The sequence below is a fragment of the uncultured Sphaerotilus sp. genome (assembly GCF_963924895.1).
Taxonomy (GTDB): Bacteria; Pseudomonadota; Gammaproteobacteria; order Burkholderiales; family Burkholderiaceae_C; genus Sphaerotilus.
This window is the reverse complement of the sequence record NZ_CAWURG010000037.1, coordinates 1-22294: the sequence shown is the minus strand read 5'-3', so window position 1 is coordinate 22294 and position 22294 is coordinate 1. Positions and strand designations below refer to the sequence as shown.

General features: G+C 69.9%; 26 protein-coding genes. 13 read left to right on the top strand and 13 right to left on the bottom strand.

All coding sequences use genetic code 11. The features are described 5' to 3' along the window. Positions 1–7: 7 nt before the first annotated feature. Positions 8–1678 carry a hypothetical protein gene (locus tag AABN02_RS13530; protein ID WP_338415455.1) on the bottom strand — a complete coding sequence of 557 codons (1671 nt, stop codon included), beginning with the start codon at positions 1676–1678 and terminating at the stop codon, positions 8–10. Between the two features lie 102 nt (positions 1679–1780). Then, a complete protein-coding gene (locus AABN02_RS13525; RefSeq protein WP_338415454.1) occupies positions 1781–3415 on the bottom strand; it encodes a hypothetical protein in 1635 nt (544 codons plus the stop codon). 131 nt (positions 3416–3546) lie between these two features. Here AABN02_RS13525 and AABN02_RS13520 point away from each other — a divergent pair, with 131 nt between their 5' ends. The 3 genes from AABN02_RS13520 (at position 3547) to AABN02_RS13510 (ending at position 5605) form a co-directional block, all read left to right on the top strand. Continuing rightward, a complete protein-coding gene (locus tag AABN02_RS13520; protein ID WP_338415453.1) occupies positions 3547–4797 on the top strand; it encodes a glycosyltransferase in 1251 nt (416 codons plus the stop codon). A 65-nt stretch (positions 4798–4862) separates the two neighbouring features. Continuing rightward, the gene (locus AABN02_RS13515; protein WP_338415452.1) at positions 4863–5144 is read left to right on the top strand and encodes a hypothetical protein; all 282 of its coding nucleotides are present in this window, start codon (positions 4863–4865) and stop codon (positions 5142–5144) included. Beyond that, positions 5141–5605 (top strand): PIN domain-containing protein, encoded by a 465-nt coding sequence (locus AABN02_RS13510; protein WP_338415451.1) that lies wholly within the window; start codon positions 5141–5143, stop codon positions 5603–5605. The genes AABN02_RS13515 and AABN02_RS13510 overlap by 4 nt, the downstream gene beginning before the upstream one ends. Here the strand turns inward: AABN02_RS13510 and AABN02_RS13505 are convergent. Further along, a complete protein-coding gene (locus AABN02_RS13505; protein ID WP_338415450.1) occupies positions 5549–5890 on the bottom strand; it encodes a DUF2917 domain-containing protein in 342 nt (113 codons plus the stop codon). The genes AABN02_RS13510 and AABN02_RS13505 overlap by 57 nt on opposite strands. Positions 5891–6109: 219 nt before the next feature. On the opposite strand from AABN02_RS13505, the gene AABN02_RS13500 reads away from it, so the two are divergent. The 3 genes from AABN02_RS13500 (at position 6110) to AABN02_RS13490 (ending at position 8618) form a co-directional block, all read left to right on the top strand. Continuing rightward, a complete protein-coding gene (locus AABN02_RS13500) occupies positions 6110–6691 on the top strand; it encodes a ferritin-like domain-containing protein (protein ID WP_338415449.1) in 582 nt (193 codons plus the stop codon). A 28-nt stretch (positions 6692–6719) separates the two neighbouring features. Continuing rightward, positions 6720–7085 (top strand): c-type cytochrome, encoded by a 366-nt coding sequence (locus AABN02_RS13495; RefSeq protein ID WP_338415535.1) that lies wholly within the window; start codon positions 6720–6722, stop codon positions 7083–7085. A 90-nt stretch (positions 7086–7175) separates the two neighbouring features. Then, the gene (locus tag AABN02_RS13490) at positions 7176–8618 is read left to right on the top strand and encodes a PLP-dependent aminotransferase family protein (RefSeq protein WP_338415448.1); all 1443 of its coding nucleotides are present in this window, start codon (positions 7176–7178) and stop codon (positions 8616–8618) included. A gap of 9 nt (positions 8619–8627) precedes the next feature. Here the strand turns inward: AABN02_RS13490 and AABN02_RS13485 are convergent, their stop codons facing one another. Then, positions 8628–9113 (bottom strand): GNAT family N-acetyltransferase, encoded by a 486-nt coding sequence (locus tag AABN02_RS13485; protein WP_338415447.1) that lies wholly within the window; start codon positions 9111–9113, stop codon positions 8628–8630. Beyond that, positions 9103–9381: a DUF1778 domain-containing protein gene (locus AABN02_RS13480; protein WP_338415446.1), complete on the bottom strand. Its 279-nt coding sequence runs from the start codon at positions 9379–9381 to the stop codon at positions 9103–9105. The genes AABN02_RS13485 and AABN02_RS13480 overlap by 11 nt, the downstream gene beginning before the upstream one ends. A gap of 59 nt (positions 9382–9440) precedes the next feature. Here AABN02_RS13480 and AABN02_RS13475 point away from each other — a divergent pair, with 59 nt between their 5' ends. Further along, the gene (locus tag AABN02_RS13475; RefSeq protein WP_338415445.1) at positions 9441–11774 is read left to right on the top strand and encodes an ATP-dependent DNA helicase; all 2334 of its coding nucleotides are present in this window, start codon (positions 9441–9443) and stop codon (positions 11772–11774) included. A gap of 126 nt (positions 11775–11900) precedes the next feature. On the opposite strand, the gene AABN02_RS13470 is transcribed toward AABN02_RS13475, so the two are convergent. The 3 genes from AABN02_RS13470 to AABN02_RS13460 are packed head-to-tail and all read right to left on the bottom strand — an operon-like array spanning position 11901 to position 13856. Continuing rightward, complete coding sequence (locus tag AABN02_RS13470) at positions 11901–12110, bottom strand: hypothetical protein (RefSeq protein ID WP_338415444.1); 210 nt, start codon at positions 12108–12110, stop codon at positions 11901–11903. Positions 12111–12126: 16 nt separating this feature from the next. Further along, complete coding sequence (locus AABN02_RS13465) at positions 12127–13260, bottom strand: PQQ-dependent sugar dehydrogenase (protein ID WP_338415443.1); 1134 nt, start codon at positions 13258–13260, stop codon at positions 12127–12129. A gap of 14 nt (positions 13261–13274) precedes the next feature. Continuing rightward, on the bottom strand, positions 13275–13856 hold the full coding sequence (locus AABN02_RS13460; RefSeq protein WP_338415442.1) for a restriction endonuclease: 582 nt from the start codon (positions 13854–13856) through the stop codon (positions 13275–13277). Between the two features lie 67 nt (positions 13857–13923). On the opposite strand from AABN02_RS13460, the gene AABN02_RS13455 reads away from it, so the two are divergent. From AABN02_RS13455 to AABN02_RS13445, 3 genes are all read left to right on the top strand, one after another. After that, positions 13924–14562: an MBL fold metallo-hydrolase gene (locus tag AABN02_RS13455; protein ID WP_338415441.1), complete on the top strand. Its 639-nt coding sequence runs from the start codon at positions 13924–13926 to the stop codon at positions 14560–14562. Positions 14563–14736: 174 nt separating this feature from the next. Next, entirely contained in the window at positions 14737–15426 is a 690-nt protein-coding gene (locus AABN02_RS13450; RefSeq protein WP_338415440.1) for a LuxR C-terminal-related transcriptional regulator, read from the top strand. Positions 15427–15498: 72 nt separating this feature from the next. Continuing rightward, positions 15499–16167, top strand: a complete 669-nt coding sequence (locus AABN02_RS13445) for a Crp/Fnr family transcriptional regulator (RefSeq protein WP_338415439.1) — start codon at positions 15499–15501, stop codon at positions 16165–16167. 19 nt (positions 16168–16186) lie between these two features. Here the strand turns inward: AABN02_RS13445 and AABN02_RS13440 are convergent, their stop codons facing one another. Then, the gene (locus tag AABN02_RS13440; RefSeq protein WP_338415438.1) at positions 16187–17128 is read right to left on the bottom strand and encodes a M48 family metallopeptidase; all 942 of its coding nucleotides are present in this window, start codon (positions 17126–17128) and stop codon (positions 16187–16189) included. A 49-nt stretch (positions 17129–17177) separates the two neighbouring features. After that, positions 17178–18824, bottom strand: coding sequence for an MFS transporter (locus tag AABN02_RS13435; protein ID WP_338415437.1), 1647 nt, complete (start codon positions 18822–18824; stop codon positions 17178–17180). Positions 18825–18898: 74 nt separating this feature from the next. On the opposite strand from AABN02_RS13435, the gene AABN02_RS13430 reads away from it, so the two are divergent. Continuing rightward, positions 18899–19390, top strand: a complete 492-nt coding sequence (locus AABN02_RS13430; protein ID WP_338415436.1) for a flavin reductase family protein — start codon at positions 18899–18901, stop codon at positions 19388–19390. Positions 19391–19410: 20 nt separating this feature from the next. Here the strand turns inward: AABN02_RS13430 and AABN02_RS13425 are convergent, their stop codons facing one another. Next, the gene (locus tag AABN02_RS13425; protein WP_338415435.1) at positions 19411–20139 is read right to left on the bottom strand and encodes an LrgB family protein; all 729 of its coding nucleotides are present in this window, start codon (positions 20137–20139) and stop codon (positions 19411–19413) included. Then, positions 20132–20512, bottom strand: a complete 381-nt coding sequence (locus tag AABN02_RS13420; RefSeq protein WP_338415434.1) for a CidA/LrgA family protein — start codon at positions 20510–20512, stop codon at positions 20132–20134. Before AABN02_RS13420 ends, AABN02_RS13425 begins: the two co-directional genes overlap by 8 nt. Before the next feature lie 190 nt (positions 20513–20702). Between AABN02_RS13420 and trxC the strand changes: the two genes are divergently transcribed. Together trxC and AABN02_RS13410 are read left to right on the top strand one after the other, a co-directional pair. Next, the gene (gene trxC, locus AABN02_RS13415; protein WP_338415433.1) at positions 20703–21128 is read left to right on the top strand and encodes a thioredoxin TrxC; all 426 of its coding nucleotides are present in this window, start codon (positions 20703–20705) and stop codon (positions 21126–21128) included. A gap of 193 nt (positions 21129–21321) precedes the next feature. Further along, positions 21322–21639 (top strand): hypothetical protein, encoded by a 318-nt coding sequence (locus AABN02_RS13410; protein WP_338415432.1) that lies wholly within the window; start codon positions 21322–21324, stop codon positions 21637–21639. A gap of 171 nt (positions 21640–21810) precedes the next feature. Here the strand turns inward: AABN02_RS13410 and AABN02_RS13405 are convergent. Then, positions 21811–22294: transposase (locus AABN02_RS13405; RefSeq protein ID WP_338415431.1), on the bottom strand; the 484-nt coding region annotated here is incomplete at its 5' end.

The window sequence follows — 22294 nt, the reverse complement described above, 5'->3', positions numbered from 1 at the left end:
TGTCCGCTCAGAAGTACCCGGGCTGGCGGTAGCCGCGCGACACGAGTTCGCCCTGCACCGAGACCGAGGGCGATGCCGGCGCATCCAGCGCCGGCAGCGTGCCCTGCCCTTCACCGCCGGCCAGTGTGCCGTCGGCGTTGGCGTCGAACACGGTGGTGGTGGACGCGCAGGCCTTGGTCGGCGCATAGCCGAGATGGCTGGCCGTGGCGACGAAGGTGGAGGCCAGGCCGGCGAGCGTGGCGGTCTGCGACTGGAAGCGCGCGGCGGGCGTGTGCACCGCGCCCGGCCCGGCCCAGTTGCAGACCATGCCGAGCAGGCTGCCGTCGGTGGTGGCCAGCGCGTCGGTGAAGGCGAAGTAGCCCTGCACGGTGCGGCTGTCGGCGGCGCTGTCGTAGGTGCTGCTGACGGCCAGCGCGCGGGCGTGGCTGTCGCCGGTACCTGCCTGCCAGGCGTAGAGGAACTGGCCTGCGCCGGTCGTGCGCTCGTAGCGGCCGCCGAAGCGGTCGAAGTTGCCGCGCCAGCCGGTGGAGGTTCCCGCCACCACGGCGCTGCCGGGCGCACCGGCCGGGAGCTGCACGGCCGGATCGAGTTCACCCGCGGAAATGCTGGCCACCTGGCGGGCGTAGTCGGTGTCGGCGAGGTCGGCCGGTGCGCCGCAGTACTGGCCGGAGCGGGCGCCGAAGTCGATCTGGTAGCCGTGGCGGCTGTAGCGCACGGTGGTGACGCGGGCGCGCTGGTAACGGCCACCGGTCATGCGGTCGCTGCAGCCGAAGGTGGCATCGGTCCCCAGATCGAAGCCGGCCACGCGCAGCACGCCGCTGTAGGCCGCGGCCGTCGCGCCGGGTCGGTGCTGCAGCACGATTTCGCCGCTGCGCCCGGCCGAGGTGCCGGCGTTCCTGCTCACGGCGAGGCGGTAGGTGTAGGTCTTGCCGAAGGGGTCGAGCGACACCGTGGCGGCGTGCACGGTCAGGCCTGTCAGTGCCGGCACCGCGGCCAGCACGGTGGAGAACGGCGTGCTCAGGTCGGTGCGGAAGCCGGCTGCCGGCAGCGCCAGCACACCGCCGGAGCCAGCGATCGTCGCGCGCATCACGGCCATCAGCAGCAGGCCCTGGCGGGTGGCGTGTTTCACTCCGGCCGTGCGTTCGTTGAGCTGCGCCACCACACAGGGCTGGCCGCTGGCCGCGTCGGTGGGAAGCCACAGGCCGAGGTCCCCGCCGGGTAGCAGGCCGGATTCGGTGCCGCTGCCGTCCTCGTGGTTCGCGTAGAGCAGCTGCGGGCCGTAGCAGCCGGCGTTGCCACCCTGCAGGAAAAGGTTGCCGAAACTCAGCAGCCCGCCCAGTGACACGCTGGTGTCGCCGGCCAGCACCGCCTCGATGCGGGCGGCCATGTCGGTCAGCTCGGCGCGTCCGGCACCCGCACCCAGCGGCACCGCGAGGGCGCGGGCCGTGGTCGAGGCGGCTGCCGCCGAGGCGCCACCCAGCTCGGCTGGCGAAGCCACGACGAGGCCGGTCGGGAAGCTCTCGCTGGCGCTGACACTCGCCTGCGCGGTCGTCGTGTTGGTCACCAGCGCCAGGGCCAGCTCGCCGCCGCTGCCGCCACCGCCGCCACAGGCGGTCAGCAGCAGGGGAAACGCCAGCGCCAGCACCGGGCGCACAAAAGAAGGCAAGGACGACGACATGCATGGACTCCGCAAGACTGAGCAGCCCATCTGAGCAGCCCGAGTCGCCACTGTCGTCCTTCATCCCGGGGGCTAAAGTCCGAAAACAGGCCCCATCTGCGGTCAATTGCGCGAACGGCGTGCCTCTCGTGCATCCTTCCACCAGGCACTGGCCTTCTCCCGCAGCGTCAGCCGCTCGTCGGAGAGCACGTCCAGGAAATCCGACAGCCGCTTGGACTTGACGATGGTGTAGCCCGTCACCAGCAGCGAGGCCACCACCGTGCCGAGGAAGATGAGCCCACGCTGCCACACCGGCGAGTCGGCCTCGGCGAGCAGGTTCATGCCGAGAAAGCCGGTGGAGAGCGTGCCGATCAGCCCGGCGATGGTCACCACCGTGAGCCGCACGACGGTGTTGGCCTGGCGGCGCAGGCTGTCGGTGTCGAGGTAGGTGTTCATCTCGCTGACCCGCTCGCGCACCTCGGGGTAGAGCGTGTTCAGCCCCAGGTGCCCGACGCAGAGGTGGTGCAGCGCGCGGGTCTGCACCTGCTCGGAGATCTCGTGGAACCAGTAGCGGTGCGTGAAGCGCAGGAAGGTCTCGAAGTTGCCGCGCACCGCCCGCTTGAAGCGCTTGACCGAGCCGGCGTCCGCGATGCTGAGCGCGTCCAGCGCCACCACCAGCCGGTCCGAGAACATCAGCAGCGCCGCCTTCTGGAAGTGGGCGATCAGGAAGAGCAGGAAATGCTGGTGGCGGAACTGCGCCAGCACGCCGCGCTCCCGGTCGGTGAAAAACGGCGCGCCCGCACAGCCGACCACGACCAGCGCGTGGCCGCAGCCGAGGTAGCGCGTGTGCGGCGCCGCACCGCCTGCGCACCAGAAGCGGTCGTAGCAATAGCGCGATTCGAAATCCGCCAGATGCTGCTCGGCGAAGGGCAGCAGCTCGTCGCCGCCGCCGCGCCCGGACACCAGCCCGAGCCGCACGAAGTCGGCGCGGCTGAGCTGCGTCGGGTCGTCCACCGCGAGGTAGCCCATCACCGGCATGCGGTGGTATTCGATCTGGCGGAAGCGCAGCGGGCCGATGGCGTCTTCCTCCTGGTCCGGCACCAGCGGCTGCAGCAGCCAGCGCCAGTGCGCCGCCAGCCGTGGCGCGCGGTGGCGGGCGACGAAGGCGAGGAAGGCCTCCCGATCACCCGCGTCCGAGGCGGCCAGCACCTGCGCGTCGGCGCCCAGCCATTCGACCGCGGCCGCGCAGTGCAGACCGCGGCCTTCGCCATCCCAGCCCGGCGGGTAGCCGCGGCCGAAGCGGTAGAGCACCTCCTGCGCCACCGCCAGCGGCAGATCCTCGGCGCAGACCTCGACGTTGAGCATCACCACGTCGACGTCGTAGAAAAAGTAGAGGTCGATGTGCTCCACCTGCAGCGCGACCGGCGCCTGCCCCGCCTGCAGCGTCACGCGCACCTGCCGCACGTCGTCCCGGCGCAGCACCTGCATCGACGAGGCGCCGCCCGTGCGGCCACGGGTCGAGCCGTCGCCGTAGAGAAAGCGCTGCACATAGGGCAGGAAGGTGACGAACTCGTTGTAGTGGCGTTCGTGGAAGCCGCTGGCCTCGCCGGTGTACTCGTCCACCACCGCGCGCCAGGGCTGGTCGCCACCGGCATCGAGCAGTTGCTCCCAGGGCCGGCGCCCGGAGCGCTCCTCCTCGCGCGGCATGAGTTGCAGCGGCCAGAGCAGGCTCTGCCGGAAATGTCGGACAGTGGTCATGCCGGCGATTGGAGCCCCCGATCCGCCGACTGACCATGCGGATCGTCCCGATCGCGTCTGCCGATCGCACCGGAATTCCGGTGATCGTTCCTTTCTTGCACCTCGGGCAGCGCCGGATACTCGCTGTCACCATGCGCCTGCTCTTTGTCCACCAGAACTTCCCCGGCCAGTACCTGCACCTCGCGCCGGCCCTCGTGCAGGCCGGCCACGAGGTCCGCGCGCTGATGCTGGAGCCCACGGCCCGCGACCTGCCCGGGGTCGCCGGCACCCGCTACCAGGTCCCGCGCGGCAGCACGCCCAATGTCCACCCCTGGGCCGGCGAGTTCGAGACCAAGATCCTGCGCGGCGAAGGCGCCGCTCGGGCGGCGCTGGCGATGCGCCAGCAGGGCTTCACGCCGGACGTCATCTGTGTCCACCCGGGCTGGGGCGAGGCGCTGTTCCTGCGCGATGTCTGGCCCGAGGCGCGGCAGTTGCACTTCGTCGAGTGGTACTACGGCTGGGAAGGCCACGACGTCACCTTCGACCCCGAGTTCCCGCCCGCCAGCATCGCCGCGCGCATGCGTGTCCGCACCAAGAACACCCACCTGCTGCACGGCCTGATGGACATGGACGCCGGCATCTCGCCGACCGAGTGGCAGCGCTCGACCGTGCCGGAACTCTTCCGCACGAAGGTCGACGTGGTCCACGACGGCGTGGACACGCAGCTCATCCAGCCCAACGCGGACGCGGTGTTCGAGTGCGCCCTGCCCGGCTCGGCCGCGCGGCTGCGCCTGACGCGCCAGGACCAGGTCATCAGCTTCATCAACCGCAACTTCGAGCCCAACCGCGGCTACCACGCCTTCCTGCGCGCGCTGCCGGCCCTGCTGGAACGCTGCCCCCAGGCACAGATCGTGCTGGTCGGCAGCGACGGCGTCTCCTACGGCGCGAAGTCCGAGGACGGCCGCTCCTGGCGCGACCGCTTCCTCGACGAAATCCGCCCGCAGCTCACCCCCGCGCAGCTCGCCCGGCTGCACTTCGTCGGCCGCCTGCCGCACGGGCAGCTGATCCGGCTCTACCAGGTCACACGGGCCCACGTCTACCTGACCTACCCCTTCGTGCTGTCCTGGTCGATGCTGGAGGCGATGTCGGCCGGCGCGCTGGTGATCGGCTCGCGCACCGCGCCGGTCGAGGAAGTGATTGAACACGGCCGCAACGGCTGGCTGGTCAACTTCTTCGACCGCGACGGTCTGGCGCGCGCCATGTGCGATGCCCTGCTGGCCCCGCCCGGCGCCCACGACGCGCTGCGCAGCAACGCCCGCGAAACCATCGTCAGCCGCTATGACCTGGAGCGCATCTGCCTGCCCAGGCAGATGGCGCTGGTGGAGCGGCTCGCGCTGGGCTGACCCGACGGAGAGGCTCCAGGAGCGCATCCCCGTATCATCATTGACATCGGTACACGGAGTGATTCATGGACGTCAAGCAAGCAGTCGCTTTGGCCAAGCAACACATCTTTGATCTGTTTGGCGATGAGAATCTGAGCAACATGGGACTGGAGGAAGTGGAATTCGAAGCCCAGGCGCGCGAGTGGCGCGTCACCATCGGATTCTCCAGGCCTTGGGACGAAACCCCTCGCAACGCCCTTTCATCGCTAGCTGGAGGGGCGCCGATGCGCCGGACCTACAAGGTGGTCCGGCTCTCGGACGACTCCAGAGACGTCCTGTCCGTGAAGGAGCGTGAGGCCGCACATTGAGAGGGTCCACCGTCCTGCTGGATACCAATCTGCTGCTCTTGCTGGTCGTCGGGCATGCATCCAAGGCCTACATCGCCAGACACAAGAAGCTGACCGAATTCACGGAAGAGGACTACGACACCCTGGTTCGTCTGCTGTCGTCTGCCTCGCAACTGCTGCTGACACCGCACACGCTCACCGAGACGTCGAATCTGGCCGCCTACATCCAGGAGCCGGCCAAGGGACAGATCCTCGCCACCCTGCAGCGTCTCGTCATGGGTACGCCCGAGCAGCATGTGCCCGGTGCCACCGCCGTACAGCGACGGGAGTTCCTGCGCCTTGGATTGACGGATGCCGGTCTGATCGAGGCCGCGCAAGCCGACACCATCGTGCTGACGGCCGATCTCGACCTCTACCTGGCCGTGCTATCGAAGGGCGCACCCGCCGTGAACTTCAATCACGTTCGGGACCAGTACCTGTGACCGCGAACGGCGGGTCTTCACCCGCACGGATCCGGTGTGCCAGACCTGCAAGCGCACGGTCTCCACACCGTCGCACTCGATCACCACCGCGCCCTCGCCGCACAGCAGCCAGTCCTCGCCCGCGGCGATGAAATGGTCGCCGGGGTCGCCCGACTGGGTCAGCCAGATGCGGCCGGCATCGACCTGCACCCGGGTATAGCCGTCGTGCGGCCGGGCCAGCGTCAGCACCGCGCCGGGGCGCAGGCTGAGCGGGGACGAGGGGGTGAAGTGCAGGGTGGTGTCCATGGGGTCCACCTTAGGTCGCCAGCACAGCCGGCGACAGCCACAGCGTGGCACCAGTACAGACACCACAACGCCGGTTAGCCGGCCGCTGTACTGGTCGGAATCGGGAGCGCTTGTATTGGTACGCGGACTGCATCCAGTTCGCGGAGGCCTGCGTAGAAGACAGTGCGACCCGATGAATGCCGCACCCCAGACCCCCTTCCACCCCCCCAGGAGCCCCTCATGCAAGCCACCGCCACCACCGCCCGCCGCCTGTTCCTGTCGCGCTCGGGCCAGATGACCCTGTCGGCTTCGGCCATCGGCCTGCTCGCCGGCTGCGGCGGCATGGCCAAGGCCCAGTCGTCCGAGGCGATGGGCGCCGATGTCGGCATCCTCAACGTCGCGCTCGGCCTGGAACACGAAGCCATCAACGCCTACCAGCTCGGCGCCGGCAGCGGCCTGCTGCAGAAGCCGGTGCTGGACATCGCCGTGCAGTTCCAGTCGCACCACAAGGCCCACCGCGATGCGCTGGTCGCCACCATCCGCCAGATGGGTGGCCAGCCGGTGGCCGAGAAGTCGCTCGACGACTACGCCCGCGCCCTGAACGCCGGCACGCTGAAGAGCCAGGCCGATGTGCTGTCGCTGGCGGCCAAGCTCGAACTGGGCGCCACCAACGCCTACCTCGGCGTGATCCCGGCCTTCAAGGACCACAAGCTCGGCCAGGTCGCCGCCCGGCTGGCCGCGGACGAGACCATGCACTGGACCGTGCTGTCGCAGGCCCTCGGCCGTGCACTGCCGACCAGCGCGCTGTCCTTCGGGGCCTGAGATGCACCCGCGCGACGCCGCGGCGGGGATGCTCTTCGGCCTGTGGCTGGCGGGCGCGGCGTCTGCGGCAGGTGCGGCCCCTGCGGCGGGCGACGCTGTCCGCGGCGCGCAGGTCTACGAGGCCCGCTGCAGCGGCTGCCACTCGGTCGACGCCGACCGGGTCGGGCCGCGGCACGCGGGGATCGTCGGCCGGCGGGCGGGCAGCGTGGCGGGCTTCGACTACTCGCCCGCGCTGCGCGGCAGCCGCCTCGTCTGGGACGCTGCCCTGCTCGACCGCTGGCTCACCGACCCCGAAGCGCTGCTGCCCGGCCAGCGCATGGGCTACCGGCTGGGCGACGCGGCCGAGCGCGCCGATGTGATCGCCTTCCTCGCCACCCTGCCGGCGCGCCCCTGAGCCGGGGGGTCGCGGGTGAGCGCCTGTGATGGTCACCTTCACCCGCCTCTGTACTGGTCACCCGCACCGCGCCGCAGACAGAATGGGGCCATGGACGCCGCCCCTTCCACCACCGACACCCTGTACCTGCAGATCGCCGAACGCATCGCCCACCCGATCCGCTCGGGCACGCTGGCGCGCGGCGAGCGCATTCCCTCGGTGCGCGAGCTGGCGCGGCAGCAGGGCGTGTCGCTGTCCACCGTCGTGCAGGCCTACCGCACGCTCGAAGACGCCCGGCTGATCGAGGCCCGTCCGCGCTCCGGCTACTTCGTCGCCGCCCGCGCGCCCCGCCCGCCCGAGCCGGAGCCGTCGCGCCCGCCGGTCGATTCGCAGCCCGTCGATGTCAGCTCGCTCGGCGCGCAGGTGATGCAGCTCGCCACCGACCCGCGTTTCATCTCCTTCGGCGCTGCGTGCCCGAGCGGCGAGCTGTTCGCGCAGGACCGCGTGCGCCGCGCCGTCAGCCGCGCCGCGCAGCGCCACCGCGCGACGCTGTGCCAGTACCCGATCGGCCCCGGCAACGAGCAGTTGCGCCGCGCCATCGCCCGCTACGCGATGGGGCTGGGCTGCCAGCTCGATCCCCGCGAGCTGCTCATCACCAACGGCTGCCATGAGGCCATCAGCCTGTGCCTGCGGACGGTGACACAGCCCGGTGATGTGGTGGCACTGGAATCGCCCACCTCTTTCGGTTTTCTGGAGCTGCTGGAAAGCATGCACTTGCGCGCACTGGAGATCCCGACGCACCCGCGCACCGGGATGTCGCTGGACGCGCTGCAGCTCGCCTTCGACACCCAGCCGGTCAAGGCGGTGCTGGCAGTACCGACGCTGTCGAACCCGATCTGCGCCTCGATGCCACTGGCCGAGCGCAAGCGGCTGGCGAAGATGGTGGCCGAGCGCGGCATCCCGCTGATCGAGGACGTGCTCTACAACGACCTCGCCGAGCAGGACGACCGCCGCCGCGCCGTCAAGTCCTTCGACACCACGGGCCACGTGATGGTCTGCGGCTCGTTCTCGAAGACGGTGGCGCCGGGCATCCGCCTGGGCTGGGTCGAGGCGGGGCGCTGGGGCGCGCAGGTGCGGCGGCTGAAGGCGGTGCACTCGGGCGGACACACGGAGCTGCTGGAGCTGGCGATGGCCGATCTGCTCACCCAAGCCGGCAGCGAATCCGCGTTCCGCCAGCTGCGCACCACCATCGCCGCCCGGGTGGACGAGGCGCGCGGCCTGATCGCCGAGAGCTTTCCGCGGGGCACGCGGGTGACCGACCCGGCGGGTGGCTACATCCTGTGGGTCGAACTGCCACCCGGCAGCGACTCGCTGGCGCTGTTCCAGGCTTGTCTGGCCGAGCACATCTGCTTCGCGCCGGGGACGATGTTCAGCGCGACCGACCGGTATCGGCACTGCCTGCGGCTGGGCGTCGGCGGGCGGTGGAACGAGGTGCAGCGGCAGGCGCTGCGGCGCATCGGTGCGCTGGCGCATGACGCGCTGGTGGCCCGCTGACCCGGTGCGCTACCGGCCAAGCGGCAAGTACAGCGTCAACGCGGCGTCCCGCAGCGGCGTGAACCCGAACCGCAGGTAGAAGGACTTCGCCGCCTCGTCCTTGGCATCGACCAGCAGCGCATACGCCGCCACCTGCTGCCGCGCCTTCAGGCAGCGATCGACGGCGCAGCCCAGCAGCAGCCGACCAAGACCGCGCCCCTGCTCATCCGCCCGGCAAGCGAGCCGCCCCATGCGGAAACTGGGCACCGGGTAACGCGGCAGCTTCTTGCGCGCCGCGTCGGACAGCCGCACGACATCGACCTCGGCGGCGCTGAGCGTGTAGTAGCCCAGGATGCGCTCGGGTTGCGCCGGATCGGTCAGCACGTAGACCGACGTGACGCCCCGGCGGCGCTGCTGGTCCGCCAGGCGGTGGAGGTAGTCGTCCAGCGCCGGCACGCCGCACGCAAAACCCTGTCGGTCATGGACAGCGGTGTCCAGCGGCAGATCATCCAGCACGCCGAACCTCGCGGCCCACCTGGTCCAGCGCCTCCTGCAGTGCGGGGTTGGGGGCGAACGCCGAGTCCAGCGCCTGCGCGAACGCACTGAAATCGCGCTCGGTCAGCGTCAGCCGCATCTCGCGTTCCAGCAGCGACTGGGCCTTTTCCTTGGCCGCCGCACGCACGAAACCCGCCATGGTGGTGCCCATCAATGCAGCAGCCTTGGTCACGAGGGCCTTCTCGTCAGCGTCCATCTTGAGGTCGAAGCGGGCGGCAGCAGCGGCCATGTCAGGCTCCAGAGTTCAGTCTATTGATACGGTATTATGCCGTACTGAACCCGTACCCCATGCCAGAATCTTCCCACACACCCACGTTGACCGTCGCCGTGCGCACGCTGTGCGAGTTCACCGCGAAGGCGGGCGACCTCGACGTGCGCTTCACCCCGGCGCCGACATCCATCGAAGGCATCGAGGGCCACGCCGTGGTCGCCGCCCGGCGTGGCGCGGCTTACCAGAAAGAGATCCCGCTGTCCGGCCGCCACGGCGAGCTGCTGGTGCGGGGCCGCGCGGACGGTTTCGACGCGGACAAGGGCCGGCTGGAAGAGGTGAAAACCCACCGCGGCGCCGGTGCCCTCGCCCGCCAGCCCGCCAACCACCGCGCGCTGCACTGGGCGCAGGCGATGGTCTACGGCTGGCTGCTGTGCGAGCGCGACGGCCTCGAACAGCTCGAACTCGCGCTCGTCTACTACGACATCGGCAGCCGCCAGGAGACCGTGTTCACGCAGACGCTGGACGCCGAGGCGCTGCGCCAGCACTTCGTCCAGCGCTGTGACGCCTACATCGCCTGGGCGCGGCTCGAACACGCGCACCGCCACGCCCGCGACGCCGCGCTGGCCGTGCTGCGCTTCCCGCACTCGGATTTCCGCACCGGCCAGCGCCCGCTCGCCGAAGCCGTGTTCAAGGTCGCCCGCGCCGGCCGCCCGCTGATGGCGCAGGCGCCCACCGGCATCGGCAAGACCATTGGCACGGTGTTCCCGCTGCTGCGCGCCCTGCCCGGCCTGCAGGGCCAGCCGATCGACCGCGTGTTCTTCCTCACCGCCAAGACCTCCGGCCGCGCGCTGGCGCTCGACGCGGTGGCGACGCTGCGCCGCGCCGAGCCGGACCTGCCGCTGCGGGCGCTGGAGCTGGTGGCGCGCGAGAAGGCCTGCGAGCACCCGGACAAGGCGTGCCACGGCGAGTCGTGCCCGCTGGCGGAGGGTTTCTACGACCGTCTGCCCGCCGCGCGCGAGGCGGCGCTGACGGTTCCGGTCTGGCACCGCGAGGGCGTGCGTGCGGTGGCGGCGGCGCACGGCGTCTGTCCCTACTACCTCGGGCAGGAGCTGGCGCGCTGGGCTGATCTGGTCATCGGCGACTACAACCACTTCTTCGACCTGAGCGCCATGCTGCACGCCCTCACGCAGATCAACGGCTGGCGCGTGGCGCTGCTGCTCGACGAGGCGCACAACCTCGTGGACCGCGCGCGGCTGATGCACACCGGTGAACTCGACCAGCTCAGCGTGCGCGGCCTGCGCCACACGGTGCCGAAGGCGCTGCAGAAGCCGCTCGACAAGCTCAACCGCGTCTGGAAAGCGCTGAACGCCAGCGAGTCGAATGACGGCGAGGACAACGCCTACCGCATGCTGCCCGCGCTGCCGGATGAGCTGATGACCGCCATCCAGCAGGCCGCCACCGCCGTCATCGACCACCTCGTCGACCACCCGACCACCGTGGACGCGGCGCTGCAGGGCTTCCTGTTCGACGCGCTGCACCTGACGAAGCTGGCCGAGTCGTTCGGAGCGCATTCGCTATGTGATCTGACCCCGTCGCGGGACGGGCGGACCTCGGTGCTGTGCCTGCGCAATGTCGTGCCGGCGCCGTTCCTCGGGCCGCGCTGGCAGGTCGCGCACACGGCGACGCTGTTCTCGGCGACGCTGCAGCCGCCGGCCTTCCACCGCGAGCTGCTCGGTCTGCCGGACCACACCGCGTGGATCGACGTGGATTCACCCTTCGAGCGGGCGCAGCTCGACATCCACATCGCCCGCGACATCTCGACCCGCTGGCAGCACCGGGACGCCTCGGTCGCGCCCATCGTCGCGCTGATTGCCGCGCAGTACGCCGAGCGGCCGGGCAACTACCTCGCCTTCTTCAGCAGCTTCGACTACCTCGACCGGATGGCGGTGGCGTTCGAGGCGGCGCACCCGGACGTGCCGGTGTGGAAGCAGGCGCGGCGCATGAGCGAGCCGGAGCAGGCCGCCTTCCTAGCCCGGTTCGTGGCGGGCGGGCGCGGCGTGGGCTTCGCGGTGCTGGGCGGCGCGTTCGCGGAAGGCATCGACCTGCCCGGCGACCGGCTAATCGGCGCGTTCATCGCCACCCTCGGCCTGCCGCAGGTCAACCCGGTCAACGAGCAGATCCGCCGCCGCCTCGACACGCTGGTCAGCCGCGACACGGGCAGCGGGTTCGACTGCGCCTACCTGTTCCCGGGCGTGCAGAAGGTGGTGCAGGCGGCGGGCCGGGTGATCCGCACGCCGCAGGACCGCGGCGTGGTGCACCTGATCGACGACCGGTTCGCGGGGGCGCAGGTGCAGGGGCTGATGCCGCGGTGGTGGGGGCTGGGGGGACCGGGATCAGCCGACGGCGAGTGAACGCACCGCGTCGGCGATGGCCGCACCGAGCCGCGCATGAACACCACCACGTCGAGCGGCCGGTGCGCCTGCAGGCTGGCCGGCAGGGTGCGCATCGCGTTGCGGTCGGCGCCCTCGACCGGGTCGTCACGGCCGATGGTGCGACCGGGCAGGCCGTCCTCGATGGACGTGCCAGTCCGGGCCGAGCGCGGCCTGCAGCACGCCGGGCCAGCGCTCGCCGCGGCCGAGGCGGCGGGCGTCGTCGCGGGAGCGCATCGGCTGGGTGCCGTGGGTGTTGGAGTCGCCGAAGCAGAGGAGCGTGCGGGGTGTGGTCATCTGGCGAATCCCATGGTTCAAGGCCGTGCAGGAGGTGTCATGGCAGCAGGCGCAAGACCTGCCCGTTGGCGCCATCGGTCAACACGTACAACCAGCCATCCTGCCCCTGCCGCACGTCGCGGATGCGCGCCTGGCCTTCCAGCAGCCGCTGCTCGGCCGTGACGCGCCGACCGTCCACCGTCAGCCGCACCAGCGCCTGGCCGCGCAGGGCACCGATGAACAGGCTGCCCTTCCAGTCGGGCTGGCGGGCCTGGTAGCGGTCGCTGCTCAGGAAGACCATGCCGCTGGGCGCGATGGAGGTGGGGGCCCAGTGGTGCAGCGGCTGCTCGAAGCCCGCCTTCGGCCCGGTTTCGCCGATGCGCGTGCCCACGCCATAGTTGCGGCCGTAGGTCACCAGCGGCCAACCGTAGTTGCGCCCGGCCTCGACCACGTTGATTTCGTCGCCCCCTTGCGGCCCGTGTTCGCTGGCCCACAGCTCTCCCGTCACCGGGTGCAGCGCCGCGCCCTGGATGTTGCGGTGGCCCAGGCTGAACACCTCGGGCGCCGCACCCGCGCGCCCGACGAAGGGGTTGTCCGCCGGCGCCCTGCCCTCGGTGGTGAGGCGCACCACCTTGCCGAGGTGGTTGCCCGGGTTCTGCGCCTCGTCCTTGCCGCTGAAGCGGTCGCCCAGCCCCACCAGCAAGTGGCCCTGGCGGTCGATCACGATGCGCGAGCCGCAGTGGCTGCCGCTGTCCATCTTGGGTTTCTGGCTGAACAGGGTGCGCACCTCGCGCAGTTGGTCATCCACCAGGCGCGCACTGCCCACGGCCGTGCTGTTGCCGCCCGGGCCGGGCTCGGCAAAGGTGAAGAACAGGCGGCGGTTCTCGCTGAACTGCGGGTCGAGCACGACATCCAGCAAGCCGCACTGCCCGGTCGCCGCCACCGCGGGCAGGCCGGCCAGCGGTGCCGACAAGCGGCCGTCCGCGGTGGCGATGCGCAGCTGCCCCGCCTTTTCGGTGATGAGCATCCGCCCATCCGGCAGGAAGGCCATCGCCCACGGGTCCGTCAGACCGCGCACCACGACGGCAGTGCCCGCCGGTGCGGCAGGGGCAGCAGGCGCTTGCGCGAAGCCGGGGGCGCTGACGACGCCGAGGGCCATCACGACGACCGAGCGGAGGAGGTTCGTGCGCATGGGATTCCCAGGATTCAAGGGTTCAGCGGGATGCCGTGCAGGGCCTTCGCCATCTCGGCCGCTTGCCACAGGGTCAGCTTGTGTTCGCGAACAAAGGGACGGGTGTTGTCGGTGAACTCGCCCAGGGCGATGCAGATCGCCTCCTGCGCATCGGCCGCCTCCCGGGCCGCCTGCAGTTCGCGCAGCGGCTCCAGCCCGATGCGCGCGGCTTTCCAGCGGCGCGCGCTCACCAGCGTGGTGCGGCCCTGGCGCTCCAGCACGAAGTCCACGCCCGGCGCCGCGCCGCGCTGCACCTGGTAGCCGTCGCGCTGGAACACGGTTTCCAGGACGCGGGCGAAGGCGGGCCACGCCATGGCGCTCACCGTCTGCAGGGTCTGCGCCACCTGGGCCGCGCTGGGCTGGCCCCGCTGGCGGTACGCGGCCATGATGCTGATGACGAAGAACGGGAACCCCGACACGGCGCCTGCCACGCGGAAATCCGGCGGCAGCGCGGCGGCCGCCACCAGGCCGATGACCGCGGCGATGCACAGGCTGATCCACCAGGGTGAGCGCAGCAGGACCGCGAACAGGGACTTCTCGGCCATTTTCAGTTTCAAGCGACATGCTCCAGACGGGACCAACCCGGTCACGCAGTCTACGGGGTCCCCGTGGACAATCTCCCCCATGCTGCGCTACCACACCCACCCCGTCACCGCCTTCGCCCAGAACTGCTCCATCGTCTGGGACGACGAAACGAAGCAGGCCGCCGTCATCGATCCAGGCGGCGATCTGCCCAAGCTGCTCGCCGAGATCGACCGCCGCGGCCTGAAGCTCGAACAGATCTGGCTGACCCACGCCCACATCGACCACGCCGGCGGCACCGGCCAGCTCGCCCGCGAGCGTGGCCTGCCCATCATCGGCCCGCACCCGGGCGACCAGTTCTGGATCGACGGCCTCGCGCAGCAGAGCAAGATGTTCGGCTTCCCGCCCGCCGAGCCCTTCACGCCGACGCGCTGGCTGCAGGACGGCGACACCGTGACGCTCGGCGCCCACACGCTGAACGTGCGCCACTGCCCCGGCCACACGCCCGGCCATGTGGTCTTCCACAGCCCGGAGATCCAGCGCGCCTTCGTCGGCGACGTGCTCTTCGCCGGCAGCATCGGCCGCACCGACTTCCCCGGCGGCCACCACCAGACGCTGATCGACTCCATCACCCAGCGCCTGTGGCCCATGGGCGATGACACCGTCTTCATCCCCGGCCACGGCCCGGAGAGCAGCTTCGGCGAGGAACGGGTCACGAACCAGTACGTCGGCGGCACCTGACCGGGCCACCGGACGGGCAGATTCAGTCGGTAACGCCTGTAACCTCAAAAATGGCAATAGATCACGCCTCTTGCGTGCATGGACACGACTTAAGTGGCGTGACAGCGCGATAACGTCAGTGGGTCGATTCTGGTGAGTTCGGGGGGATTCACAGGGTCGATCAGGAGTACCGCCATGCTGACTGTCGCTTCCGTCCTGAACCGCGAACGTCTCGACCGGCCCCGCGTCGATCCGTGCGCCCCACCCCAGGTCCACAGCGCCCAATGGCTGCTGCACATGCTGACCGGTGCCCTGGATGAGCTGGACTACGGTCTGCTCATCCTCGATGCCGCCGGCTATCTGATGCAGGCCAACCAGATGGGCCACCAGCATTGCACCACGCAGCACGGCTCCTGCCGCCTGCAGGACGGCCAGCTGCACGCCCGTGCCAGCGCCGACGAACCGGTGCTGCTGCGCGCCCTGACGCAGGCCGCCTCCGGCCGCCGCAGCCTGCTCAAGCTCGGCGAAGGACCGCATGTGGAAACGGTGGCCATCGTGCCGCTGAGCAATCCGCTGGGCGGCCGCACGGACGGGGCGATCCTGCTGGTCTTCGGCAAGCTGCAGGTCTGCGAGGCCCTGAGCGTCGAGCACTTCGCGCGCGTGCACAACCTCACCCACGCGGAAGGCATGGTGCTCACGGCGCTGTGCAGCGGCGACGACCCGAGCGCCATCGCCCGCCGCTTCGGCGTGGCCGTCTCCACCGTGCGCACGCAGATCGCCAGCGTGCGCCAGAAGACGCAGGCCACCAGCATCCGCGACCTCGTGCGCCAGGTGGCGATGCTGCCGCCCATCGTGTCGGTCCTGGGTCACGACACGGCGCACTGAAGATGCACCACCGCACAGACGGGCGATTTTTGCTATTGCAGTTGCTTACTGCATGTCCTATTGTCAAGGTCGATGCCCAAATCGACCCGAACGGCCACCTCTGCAGACACTGTCCTGGATGATCTGCAACTCTCTCCTGCCCTGCTGGCCCTGGCACGGCGGGCGGTGCCGCGCCGTTACCGCAAGGGCGTCATCCTGATCCAGGAAGGCGAGTTCGGCGACACGCTCTACATCGTGCTGTCGGGCCGGATCAAGGTCTTCTCGATCGGTCCGAACGACCGCGAGATCACCTTCGGCCTCTACGGCAGCGGCGAATTCGTCGGCGAGATGAGCCTGGATGGCGGTCCACGCGCAGCCAGCGTGATCACGGTCGAGCCGACCAGCTGCGTCGTCATCACCCGACCGACGCTGCTCGAACACATCGCGCAGTACCCGGAATTCGCCTTCGAGCTGCTCTCCAAGGTCATCACCCGCGCCCGCACCGCCACCCGCGATGCCCGCAACATGGCGCTGATGGACAGCTACGGCCGCCTCGTCGCGCTGATCGACGATCAGGCGGTACCGCTGGAGGACGGCACGCGCCGCCTCGTCAGCCGCGTCACCCACGCCGAGATCGCCAGCCGCATCGGCTGCTCGCGCGAGATGGTCAGCCGCCTGCTCAAGGACCTGGAGCGCGGCGGCTACACGAGCACCATCGGCCGGGCCCTGCACATCCTCAAGCCCCTGCCCAACCGCTGGTGAGCCGCGGCGCTGGCGGGCCTCAGCCCTCGGAGCCGCGCAGCGACGGCGGGCCGTACACCCGCGGGGGCCGCTGCGCGCGGACGTAGAGCGGCTCGACCTTCGGCAGATTCGCCTCGATGTCCTGGATGCGGGTGCTGCTGGACGGGTGGGTGGAGAGGAACTGCGGCGGCGCGCCCTTGCTGGCCTCGGCCATCTTGTTCCACAGCGACACCCCGGCGCGCGGGTTGTAGCCGGCCCGCGCGGCCAGCTCCATCCCGACCAGATCGGCCTCGGACTCGTCGTCACGGCCGTACTTGAGCGTCAGCAGCTGCCCGCCGATGTCCGCTGCCGAGCGCGCCAGCCCGCCCAGCCCGAAGATCGCCGCGCCCAGCTCGATGACACCGCGGGTCGCCGTCTGCTTGCCCATGCGCTCGCGGGCGTGTTCGCGCAGCGCGTGGGCCATCTCGTGGCCCATGATCATCGCGACCTCGTCGTCCGTGAGCTGCAGCGTCTGCAGGATGCCCAGGTAGAAGGCGATCTTGCCACCCGGCATGCAGAAGGCGTTCAGCTCCTTGCTGCCGATCAGGCTGACCTGCCAGGCCCAGTTGCGCGCCCGTGGGTTCCACTCGTAGGTGTAGGGGATCAGCCGGTCCGCGATGGCCTGCAGGCGCAGCTGCTGCGGATGGTTGGCCGGCGCCAGCGCGCGCTTGCCGTTGGCCTCCTGGCGCAGTTGCAGATACTGCTGCTGCGCGGCGGACTCGATCTGCTCGGCCGACACCAGCTTGGTGAACTTGGAGTTGCCGCCCACCTCCACGCCATCGCGGGCCAGGGCCGGAAACGCCGCGGTCGCCGCAGCGCCGGCGAGCAGGCCGGTGAACAGGCGCCGGCCATGCAGCGCACAACCGCAGCCCTGCCGGTGCAGATCGATGCGGGTGGTGATGGTGGCGTCTTCGACAAGGTCCTGGTGCAGGGTGGTAGACATCAGAGCATCCCAATTTGAACAAGAATTCGACCGGATTCAGTCGCCAGATTCAGTCGTCGAGAGCGACCGTGGCCGGATCGACCTCCAGTGCCTGCACCGTCGCGCGCAGGCCCCAGAGCATCCATAACGCCGGCAACGCGGCGAACGTGGACACGATGAAAAAGCTCGGCCAGCCGATCGACTCGGCCAGCACCCCCGCCAGCGGCCCGACCCAGACCCGCCCGACCGAGGCAAACGCGGACAGCAGCGCGTACTGCGTGGCCGAGAAGCGCTGGCTGGTCAGGCTCATCAGGAAGGCGACAAAGGCCGCTGTGCCCATGCCGCTGGAGAGGTTCTCGAAGGCGATCACCATCAGCAGGCCGCCGTCGACCGGTGTCGCCTGTGCCAGGTGCAGGAAGCCCCAGTCGAAGGCCGGCACCGTCAGCCCCGGCAGCACGCCCTTGCCGTTGACCGCCAGCCACCAGAAGCCGATGTTGCTCAGCATCTGCAGCACGCCGAACAGCAGCAGCGCCCGCCACAGCCCGAGCCGGATCATCAACGCCCCGCCCAGCAGCGCGCCGCCGATCGTCAGCCACAGGCCGAGCACCTTGTTGACCACGCCGACCTCGGCCGAGCCATAGGCCATCGCCTTCAGCAGGAAGGGCGTCATCAGCGAGCCGGCGAAGGCGTCGCCCAGCTTGTAGAGCACGATGAAACCGAGGAAAGCCCACGCCCCCGGCTGGCTGAAATAGCTCTGCAGCCCGCCCAGCAGCGTGTCGAAACGCGCCTTGCGCGCCGCCCACGCCGCTAGCGGCAGCGTGACGCCGATGCCCAGCACGAGGCCCAGCAGATCCACCCAGCGCTGGCGCAGCGGCGCCGGCAGCGTGGTGTGCTCCAGCACGGGCTGCAGCAGCGCGCTCGCCACCGACCCCAGCACCTTGTCCGTCAGCACATAGCCCGCCGCGACCGCCACCAGCACCGCCGCGAAGCCGATCAGGTCGTTGCGCGCCACGCTCTCGGGCTGCACCATCCCCTTCAGCCGCGGCATGGCCAGCGCCGACACCACCGCCGCGCCCACCATCAGCGCGGCCATCAGCCGGTAGACCTCGGGCCAGGTCCAGCCGGTGCCGGTCCCGGCGGCGGCGCCAGCGATCACATTGGCCGGATCGGTCCAGATCAGCGCCACACCGCCCGACAGGATCATCGCCAGCCGGTAGCCCAGCACCGCCATCGACGAGCCCAGCCCGCGCTCGGCGGCCGGCAGCACGTCGGTGCGGTAGGCGTCGATCACGACGTCCTGCGAGGCCGACAGAAAGGCCACCGCCACCGCCAGCAGCGCGAACAGCTGCATGGAGGTCTTCGGCGAGGTGTCCGCCATCAGCATCAGCACGCCCGCCAGCGCGAGCTGCGTCAGCACCAGCCAGCCGCGCCGCCGCCCGAGGAAAGGCGGATCGAACCGGTCCATCAGCGGCGCCCAGAGGAACTTGAAGGTATACGGCAGCCCGACCAGGCTCAGGAAGCCGATCGTCGCCACATCCACGCCCTCCAGGCTGAGCCAGGCCTGCATCGCCTGCCCCGTGAGCGCCAGCGGCAGCCCCGAGGCGAAGCCCAGCACCAGCACCGCCAGCAGACGCCACCAGCGCAGCCGCCACTGGGTGGCAGAGGCGGCACCGGACGGACGGGCGGGCGGCAGGGAAGCGGAAGCGGGGCTGGACATGGGGCCGGATTCTAGAAGGCGGGCATCGCTTCCTGCGGCCACAGGACTGCGGGTAATCGCTGACAATGCCCGCCATGCAAGCCTCCCCCTTCACCCGACAGGATTTCCGCGCAGCGCTCGGCCTGTTCGCCACCGGTGTCACCATCGTCACCGCCCGGGCCGCCGACGGCACCCCGGTGGGGCTCACGGCCAATTCCTTCAACTCCGTCTCGCTGACACCGCCGCTGGTGCTGTGGAGCCTGTCGCTGCAGGCCGGGTCGATGGCGGCGTTTGCCACCGGGTCGCACTACGCCATCCACATCCTCGCCGCCGAGCAGCGGGAGCTGGCCGAACGCTTCGCCACCCGCGGCGCGGACCGCTTCGCCGGCCTCGACTGGCGCCCTGGCGTCGGCGGCGTGCCGCTGCTGGAGGGCGCTGCGGCGGTGCTCGAATGCCACAACCGCAGCCGCTACGAGGAAGGCGACCACGTCATCTTCGTCGGCGAGGTCGAGCAGTGCCGCTACCGGGCCGACGCCTCGCCGCTGATCTTCCACGGCGGGCGCTTCTACACCGAACTGCCGCTCTAAGCCGCCACGCCGGTCCGGCGTCAGCCCCACCAGCGCAGCAGCCACGGCACGGCCAGCGGCATAAGCACCGAGGACAGCAGCGCCTGCAGGCTCAGCGCCAGCCCGGCATAGGCGCCCGCTTCCGGGTGGACCTGCATCGCCCGGGCGGCGCCGATGCCATGGGCGGCACTGCCCAGCGCAAAACCGCGCACCGCCCAGTCGCGCAGCCCCAGCGCATCCAGCACGGACTTGCCCATCAGCGCCCCGGCGACCCCGGTGATCAGCACGAAGGCCGCGGTCAGGGCCGGCACCCCGCCCAGCCGCTCGGAGATGCCCATCGCCACCGGCGCCGTCACCGACTTGGGCGCCAGCGAGCGCAGCACCTCGCCGTCCAGCCCCAGCAGGTAGCCGATCCCCACGGCACTCGCCGCCGAGGCCGTGCCGCCCGCCAGCGCGGCCAGCACCAGCGCCACCCCGCGCCGGCGCAGTGCGTGGCGGCGCTGCCACAGTGGCCAGCCCATCGCCACCACCGCCGGCCCCAGCAGCACGTGCACGAACTGCGCACCGGCAAAGTAGGTGGCATACGGCGTGCCCGTCATCCACAGCACCGTGCCCAGCAGCACCACCGAACCCAGCACCGGATTGGCCCACGGCGTGCCGCCCAGCCGCTGCGACAGCGCGTGTGCGGCGACGTAGGTCACCAGCGTCGCCGTCAGACCGAACAGCGGGCTCGCCGCCAGATACACCCAGAGTTGCACCACCTCATTCATGCGCGTCTCCTGGTCCGGCGTGGTCGCCGGCGGCCGTGTGGCGCAGCAGCACGTCCAGCACCCAGCCGGTCACCGCGATGCCGACCGCCGTCGACACCAGGATCGTCGCCATCAGCGCCACCCCATAGCGCGCCAGCAGCCCGAGGTGGACGATGATGCCCACCCCCACCGGCACGAACAGCAGCGACAGATGCCCCAGCAGCGTCGTCGCGGCCGCCTCGACCGGTGCGCGCAGCGGCGCCCAGAACAGCGCCGCGAACAGCAGCAGCAAGCCCGTCACCGGCCCCGGCACCAGCAGCCCGAGCCCCCGGGTCAGCACATCCCCCAGCGCCTGGCACAGCAGCAGCAGGGCGAATCCTCTCAAGGCAATCATCGGCGGCACTCCGGTCGGTCCACAGGTGCAAACGATTGGAACAGAGCGCCGCCATCGGCGTCCGCCCTGCCCGGCCCTGCTCGGCCCTGCTCGGCGCTACCGGCCTTGAAAGCGGCTGCCCCGGCACAACCTGCAGTCGGCATACACCAACCCGTATCCACTGCGTTCACCGCTGCCAAGGACTCCCACCATGCACATCGCCTGCCCCCATTGCCTGGCCGTCAACCGCGTTCCCGACGAGCGCCTGCGCGACGACCCCACCTGCGGCCGCTGCGGCAAGCCGGTGCTGGACGGTCACCCGGTCGAGCTGAACGACCAGTCCCTGGCCACCGTCGCGGCCAAGACCGAACTGCCGGTGGTGGTCGACTTCTGGGCCCAGTGGTGCGGACCGTGCCGCCAGATGGCGCCGCAGTTCCAGGCCGCCGCGGCGCAACTCAAGGGCCGCGTGCTCTTCGCCAAGGTCAACAGCGACGACAGCCCGGCCGCGTCCAGCCAGTACGCGATCCGCAGCATCCCGACGATGGTGCTGCTGCGCGGGGGCCGCGAAGTGGCGCGCCAGAGCGGCGCGATGAGCGCGGGGCAGATCGCACAGTGGGTGGAATCACACACCGGCTGAGTCCGCCGCGGTACCGCGGATTGCCAATAGTTGCCGAATTTATCAAATTCACCTTTGGGTACTATTCACGCCCTTCAATTGGGGGAGATACGATGCAGGTCAAACCGCAGTATTGCCTTGACAGATGGCAATACCCAGCCTTGACCTAACCCGGGCATGAAAACTAATTCATGCCTACTACAACAATAAATTCATGTCACGCATCGAACACCCCCCAAATGCGGGGGGGGAACTCTCCTCCAAACCTTCCATTGCCATCCGTCGCAAGCTGGGCAAGGTGCCACCAGTGGCCCCGGGCATGCTAGGCAGCCGCTCGATCACCTGCAGCATGTGTCAGCGCAAGATCCTCTCCAACCTCCTGCTGGCACACAAGCAGGAAGCCCACGGCGACGCCATCTACAGCCGCACCGCCACGGGCCGTCCCAAGAGCATCTGGTTCCGTCCGCCGCCGCCGTCGCCGGCACCTGCATGGCGTCGGCCTGCGGCCTTGCGGCCGGTATTCACTCGTTGATGTATCTGGCTTGGTATGCGCCACCCCCTCATTCGAGGGATTGTGTTTTGCGCATATTCAAAAAATACATTCAGGTCGTCTGAATAAATCCAGATCCTGAATATCCGGCCGGATTCAGACCGGCCGCGGCCACCAGTCCCAAAGCATTGGCGTGTTGACATCCTCCCCGCCCTAAAGGACGGGGATTCCTCCTGCGAGACGCGCATGCCCGCGCGCGGCGATGTTCTTGGCTGCGTTCACGTCGCGGTGGTGTTCCGCGCCGCACTCGCAGCAAGTCCATCGCCTCATTCGCAGACCTGTCCTACCTTTCGGACTGCTGGCGGGAATGACCCCGCAGCTCGAACAGGTCTGGGTTGTGTAGGCTTCGTTCACCTCTTCGAACACGATGCCGGCCTGATGGCTCTTGTATTCCAGCATCGTCTTCAGCATTGACCATCCGGCGTCCAACGTGGACTTCGCCATCCTGGTCTTCACCATCGCACAGGCCTGCACGTTGCCGACGAAGATCGCCGCGTTGCGCTCGACCAGCCCGGTGCTGAACTTGTGCATCGCGTCCTTGCGCGTGTTGGCGATCTTGGCGTGGATTGCGCGGACCCGGCCTTTCTTGCGCGCCCGCTGGGCGATCCCCAGCGCGCCCTCGTGCTTGCGGTACAGG

Excerpts from the sequence above, each read along its gene's own strand:
- AABN02_RS13440 (WP_338415438.1), bottom strand. The coding sequence starts at position 17,128 with ATGTCTACCACCCTGCACCAGGACCTTGTCGAAGACGCCACCATCACC.
- AABN02_RS13445 (WP_338415439.1), top strand. The coding sequence starts at position 15,499 with ATGCCCAAATCGACCCGAACGGCCACCTCTGCAGACACTGTCCTGGAT.
- AABN02_RS13520 (WP_338415453.1), top strand. The coding sequence starts at position 3,547 with ATGCGCCTGCTCTTTGTCCACCAGAACTTCCCCGGCCAGTACCTGCAC.
- AABN02_RS13515 (WP_338415452.1), top strand. The coding sequence starts at position 4,863 with ATGGACGTCAAGCAAGCAGTCGCTTTGGCCAAGCAACACATCTTTGAT.
- AABN02_RS13410 (WP_338415432.1), top strand. The coding sequence starts at position 21,322 with ATGTCACGCATCGAACACCCCCCAAATGCGGGGGGGGAACTCTCCTCC.
- AABN02_RS13455 (WP_338415441.1), top strand. The coding sequence starts at position 13,924 with ATGCTGCGCTACCACACCCACCCCGTCACCGCCTTCGCCCAGAACTGC.
- AABN02_RS13480 (WP_338415446.1), bottom strand. The coding sequence starts at position 9,381 with ATGGCCGCTGCTGCCGCCCGCTTCGACCTCAAGATGGACGCTGACGAG.
- AABN02_RS13495 (WP_338415535.1), top strand. The coding sequence starts at position 6,720 with ATGCTCTTCGGCCTGTGGCTGGCGGGCGCGGCGTCTGCGGCAGGTGCG.
- AABN02_RS13500 (WP_338415449.1), top strand. The coding sequence starts at position 6,110 with ATGCAAGCCACCGCCACCACCGCCCGCCGCCTGTTCCTGTCGCGCTCG.
- AABN02_RS13425 (WP_338415435.1), bottom strand. The coding sequence starts at position 20,139 with ATGAATGAGGTGGTGCAACTCTGGGTGTATCTGGCGGCGAGCCCGCTG.
- AABN02_RS13420 (WP_338415434.1), bottom strand. The coding sequence starts at position 20,512 with ATGATTGCCTTGAGAGGATTCGCCCTGCTGCTGCTGTGCCAGGCGCTG.
- AABN02_RS13505 (WP_338415450.1), bottom strand. The coding sequence starts at position 5,890 with ATGGACACCACCCTGCACTTCACCCCCTCGTCCCCGCTCAGCCTGCGC.
- AABN02_RS13435 (WP_338415437.1), bottom strand. The coding sequence starts at position 18,824 with ATGTCCAGCCCCGCTTCCGCTTCCCTGCCGCCCGCCCGTCCGTCCGGT.
- AABN02_RS13450 (WP_338415440.1), top strand. The coding sequence starts at position 14,737 with ATGCTGACTGTCGCTTCCGTCCTGAACCGCGAACGTCTCGACCGGCCC.
- AABN02_RS13430 (WP_338415436.1), top strand. The coding sequence starts at position 18,899 with ATGCAAGCCTCCCCCTTCACCCGACAGGATTTCCGCGCAGCGCTCGGC.
- trxC (WP_338415433.1), top strand. The coding sequence starts at position 20,703 with ATGCACATCGCCTGCCCCCATTGCCTGGCCGTCAACCGCGTTCCCGAC.
- AABN02_RS13525 (WP_338415454.1), bottom strand. The coding sequence starts at position 3,415 with ATGACCACTGTCCGACATTTCCGGCAGAGCCTGCTCTGGCCGCTGCAA.
- AABN02_RS13475 (WP_338415445.1), top strand. The coding sequence starts at position 9,441 with ATGCCAGAATCTTCCCACACACCCACGTTGACCGTCGCCGTGCGCACG.
- AABN02_RS13490 (WP_338415448.1), top strand. The coding sequence starts at position 7,176 with ATGGACGCCGCCCCTTCCACCACCGACACCCTGTACCTGCAGATCGCC.
- AABN02_RS13465 (WP_338415443.1), bottom strand. The coding sequence starts at position 13,260 with ATGCGCACGAACCTCCTCCGCTCGGTCGTCGTGATGGCCCTCGGCGTC.
- AABN02_RS13530 (WP_338415455.1), bottom strand. The coding sequence starts at position 1,678 with ATGTCGTCGTCCTTGCCTTCTTTTGTGCGCCCGGTGCTGGCGCTGGCG.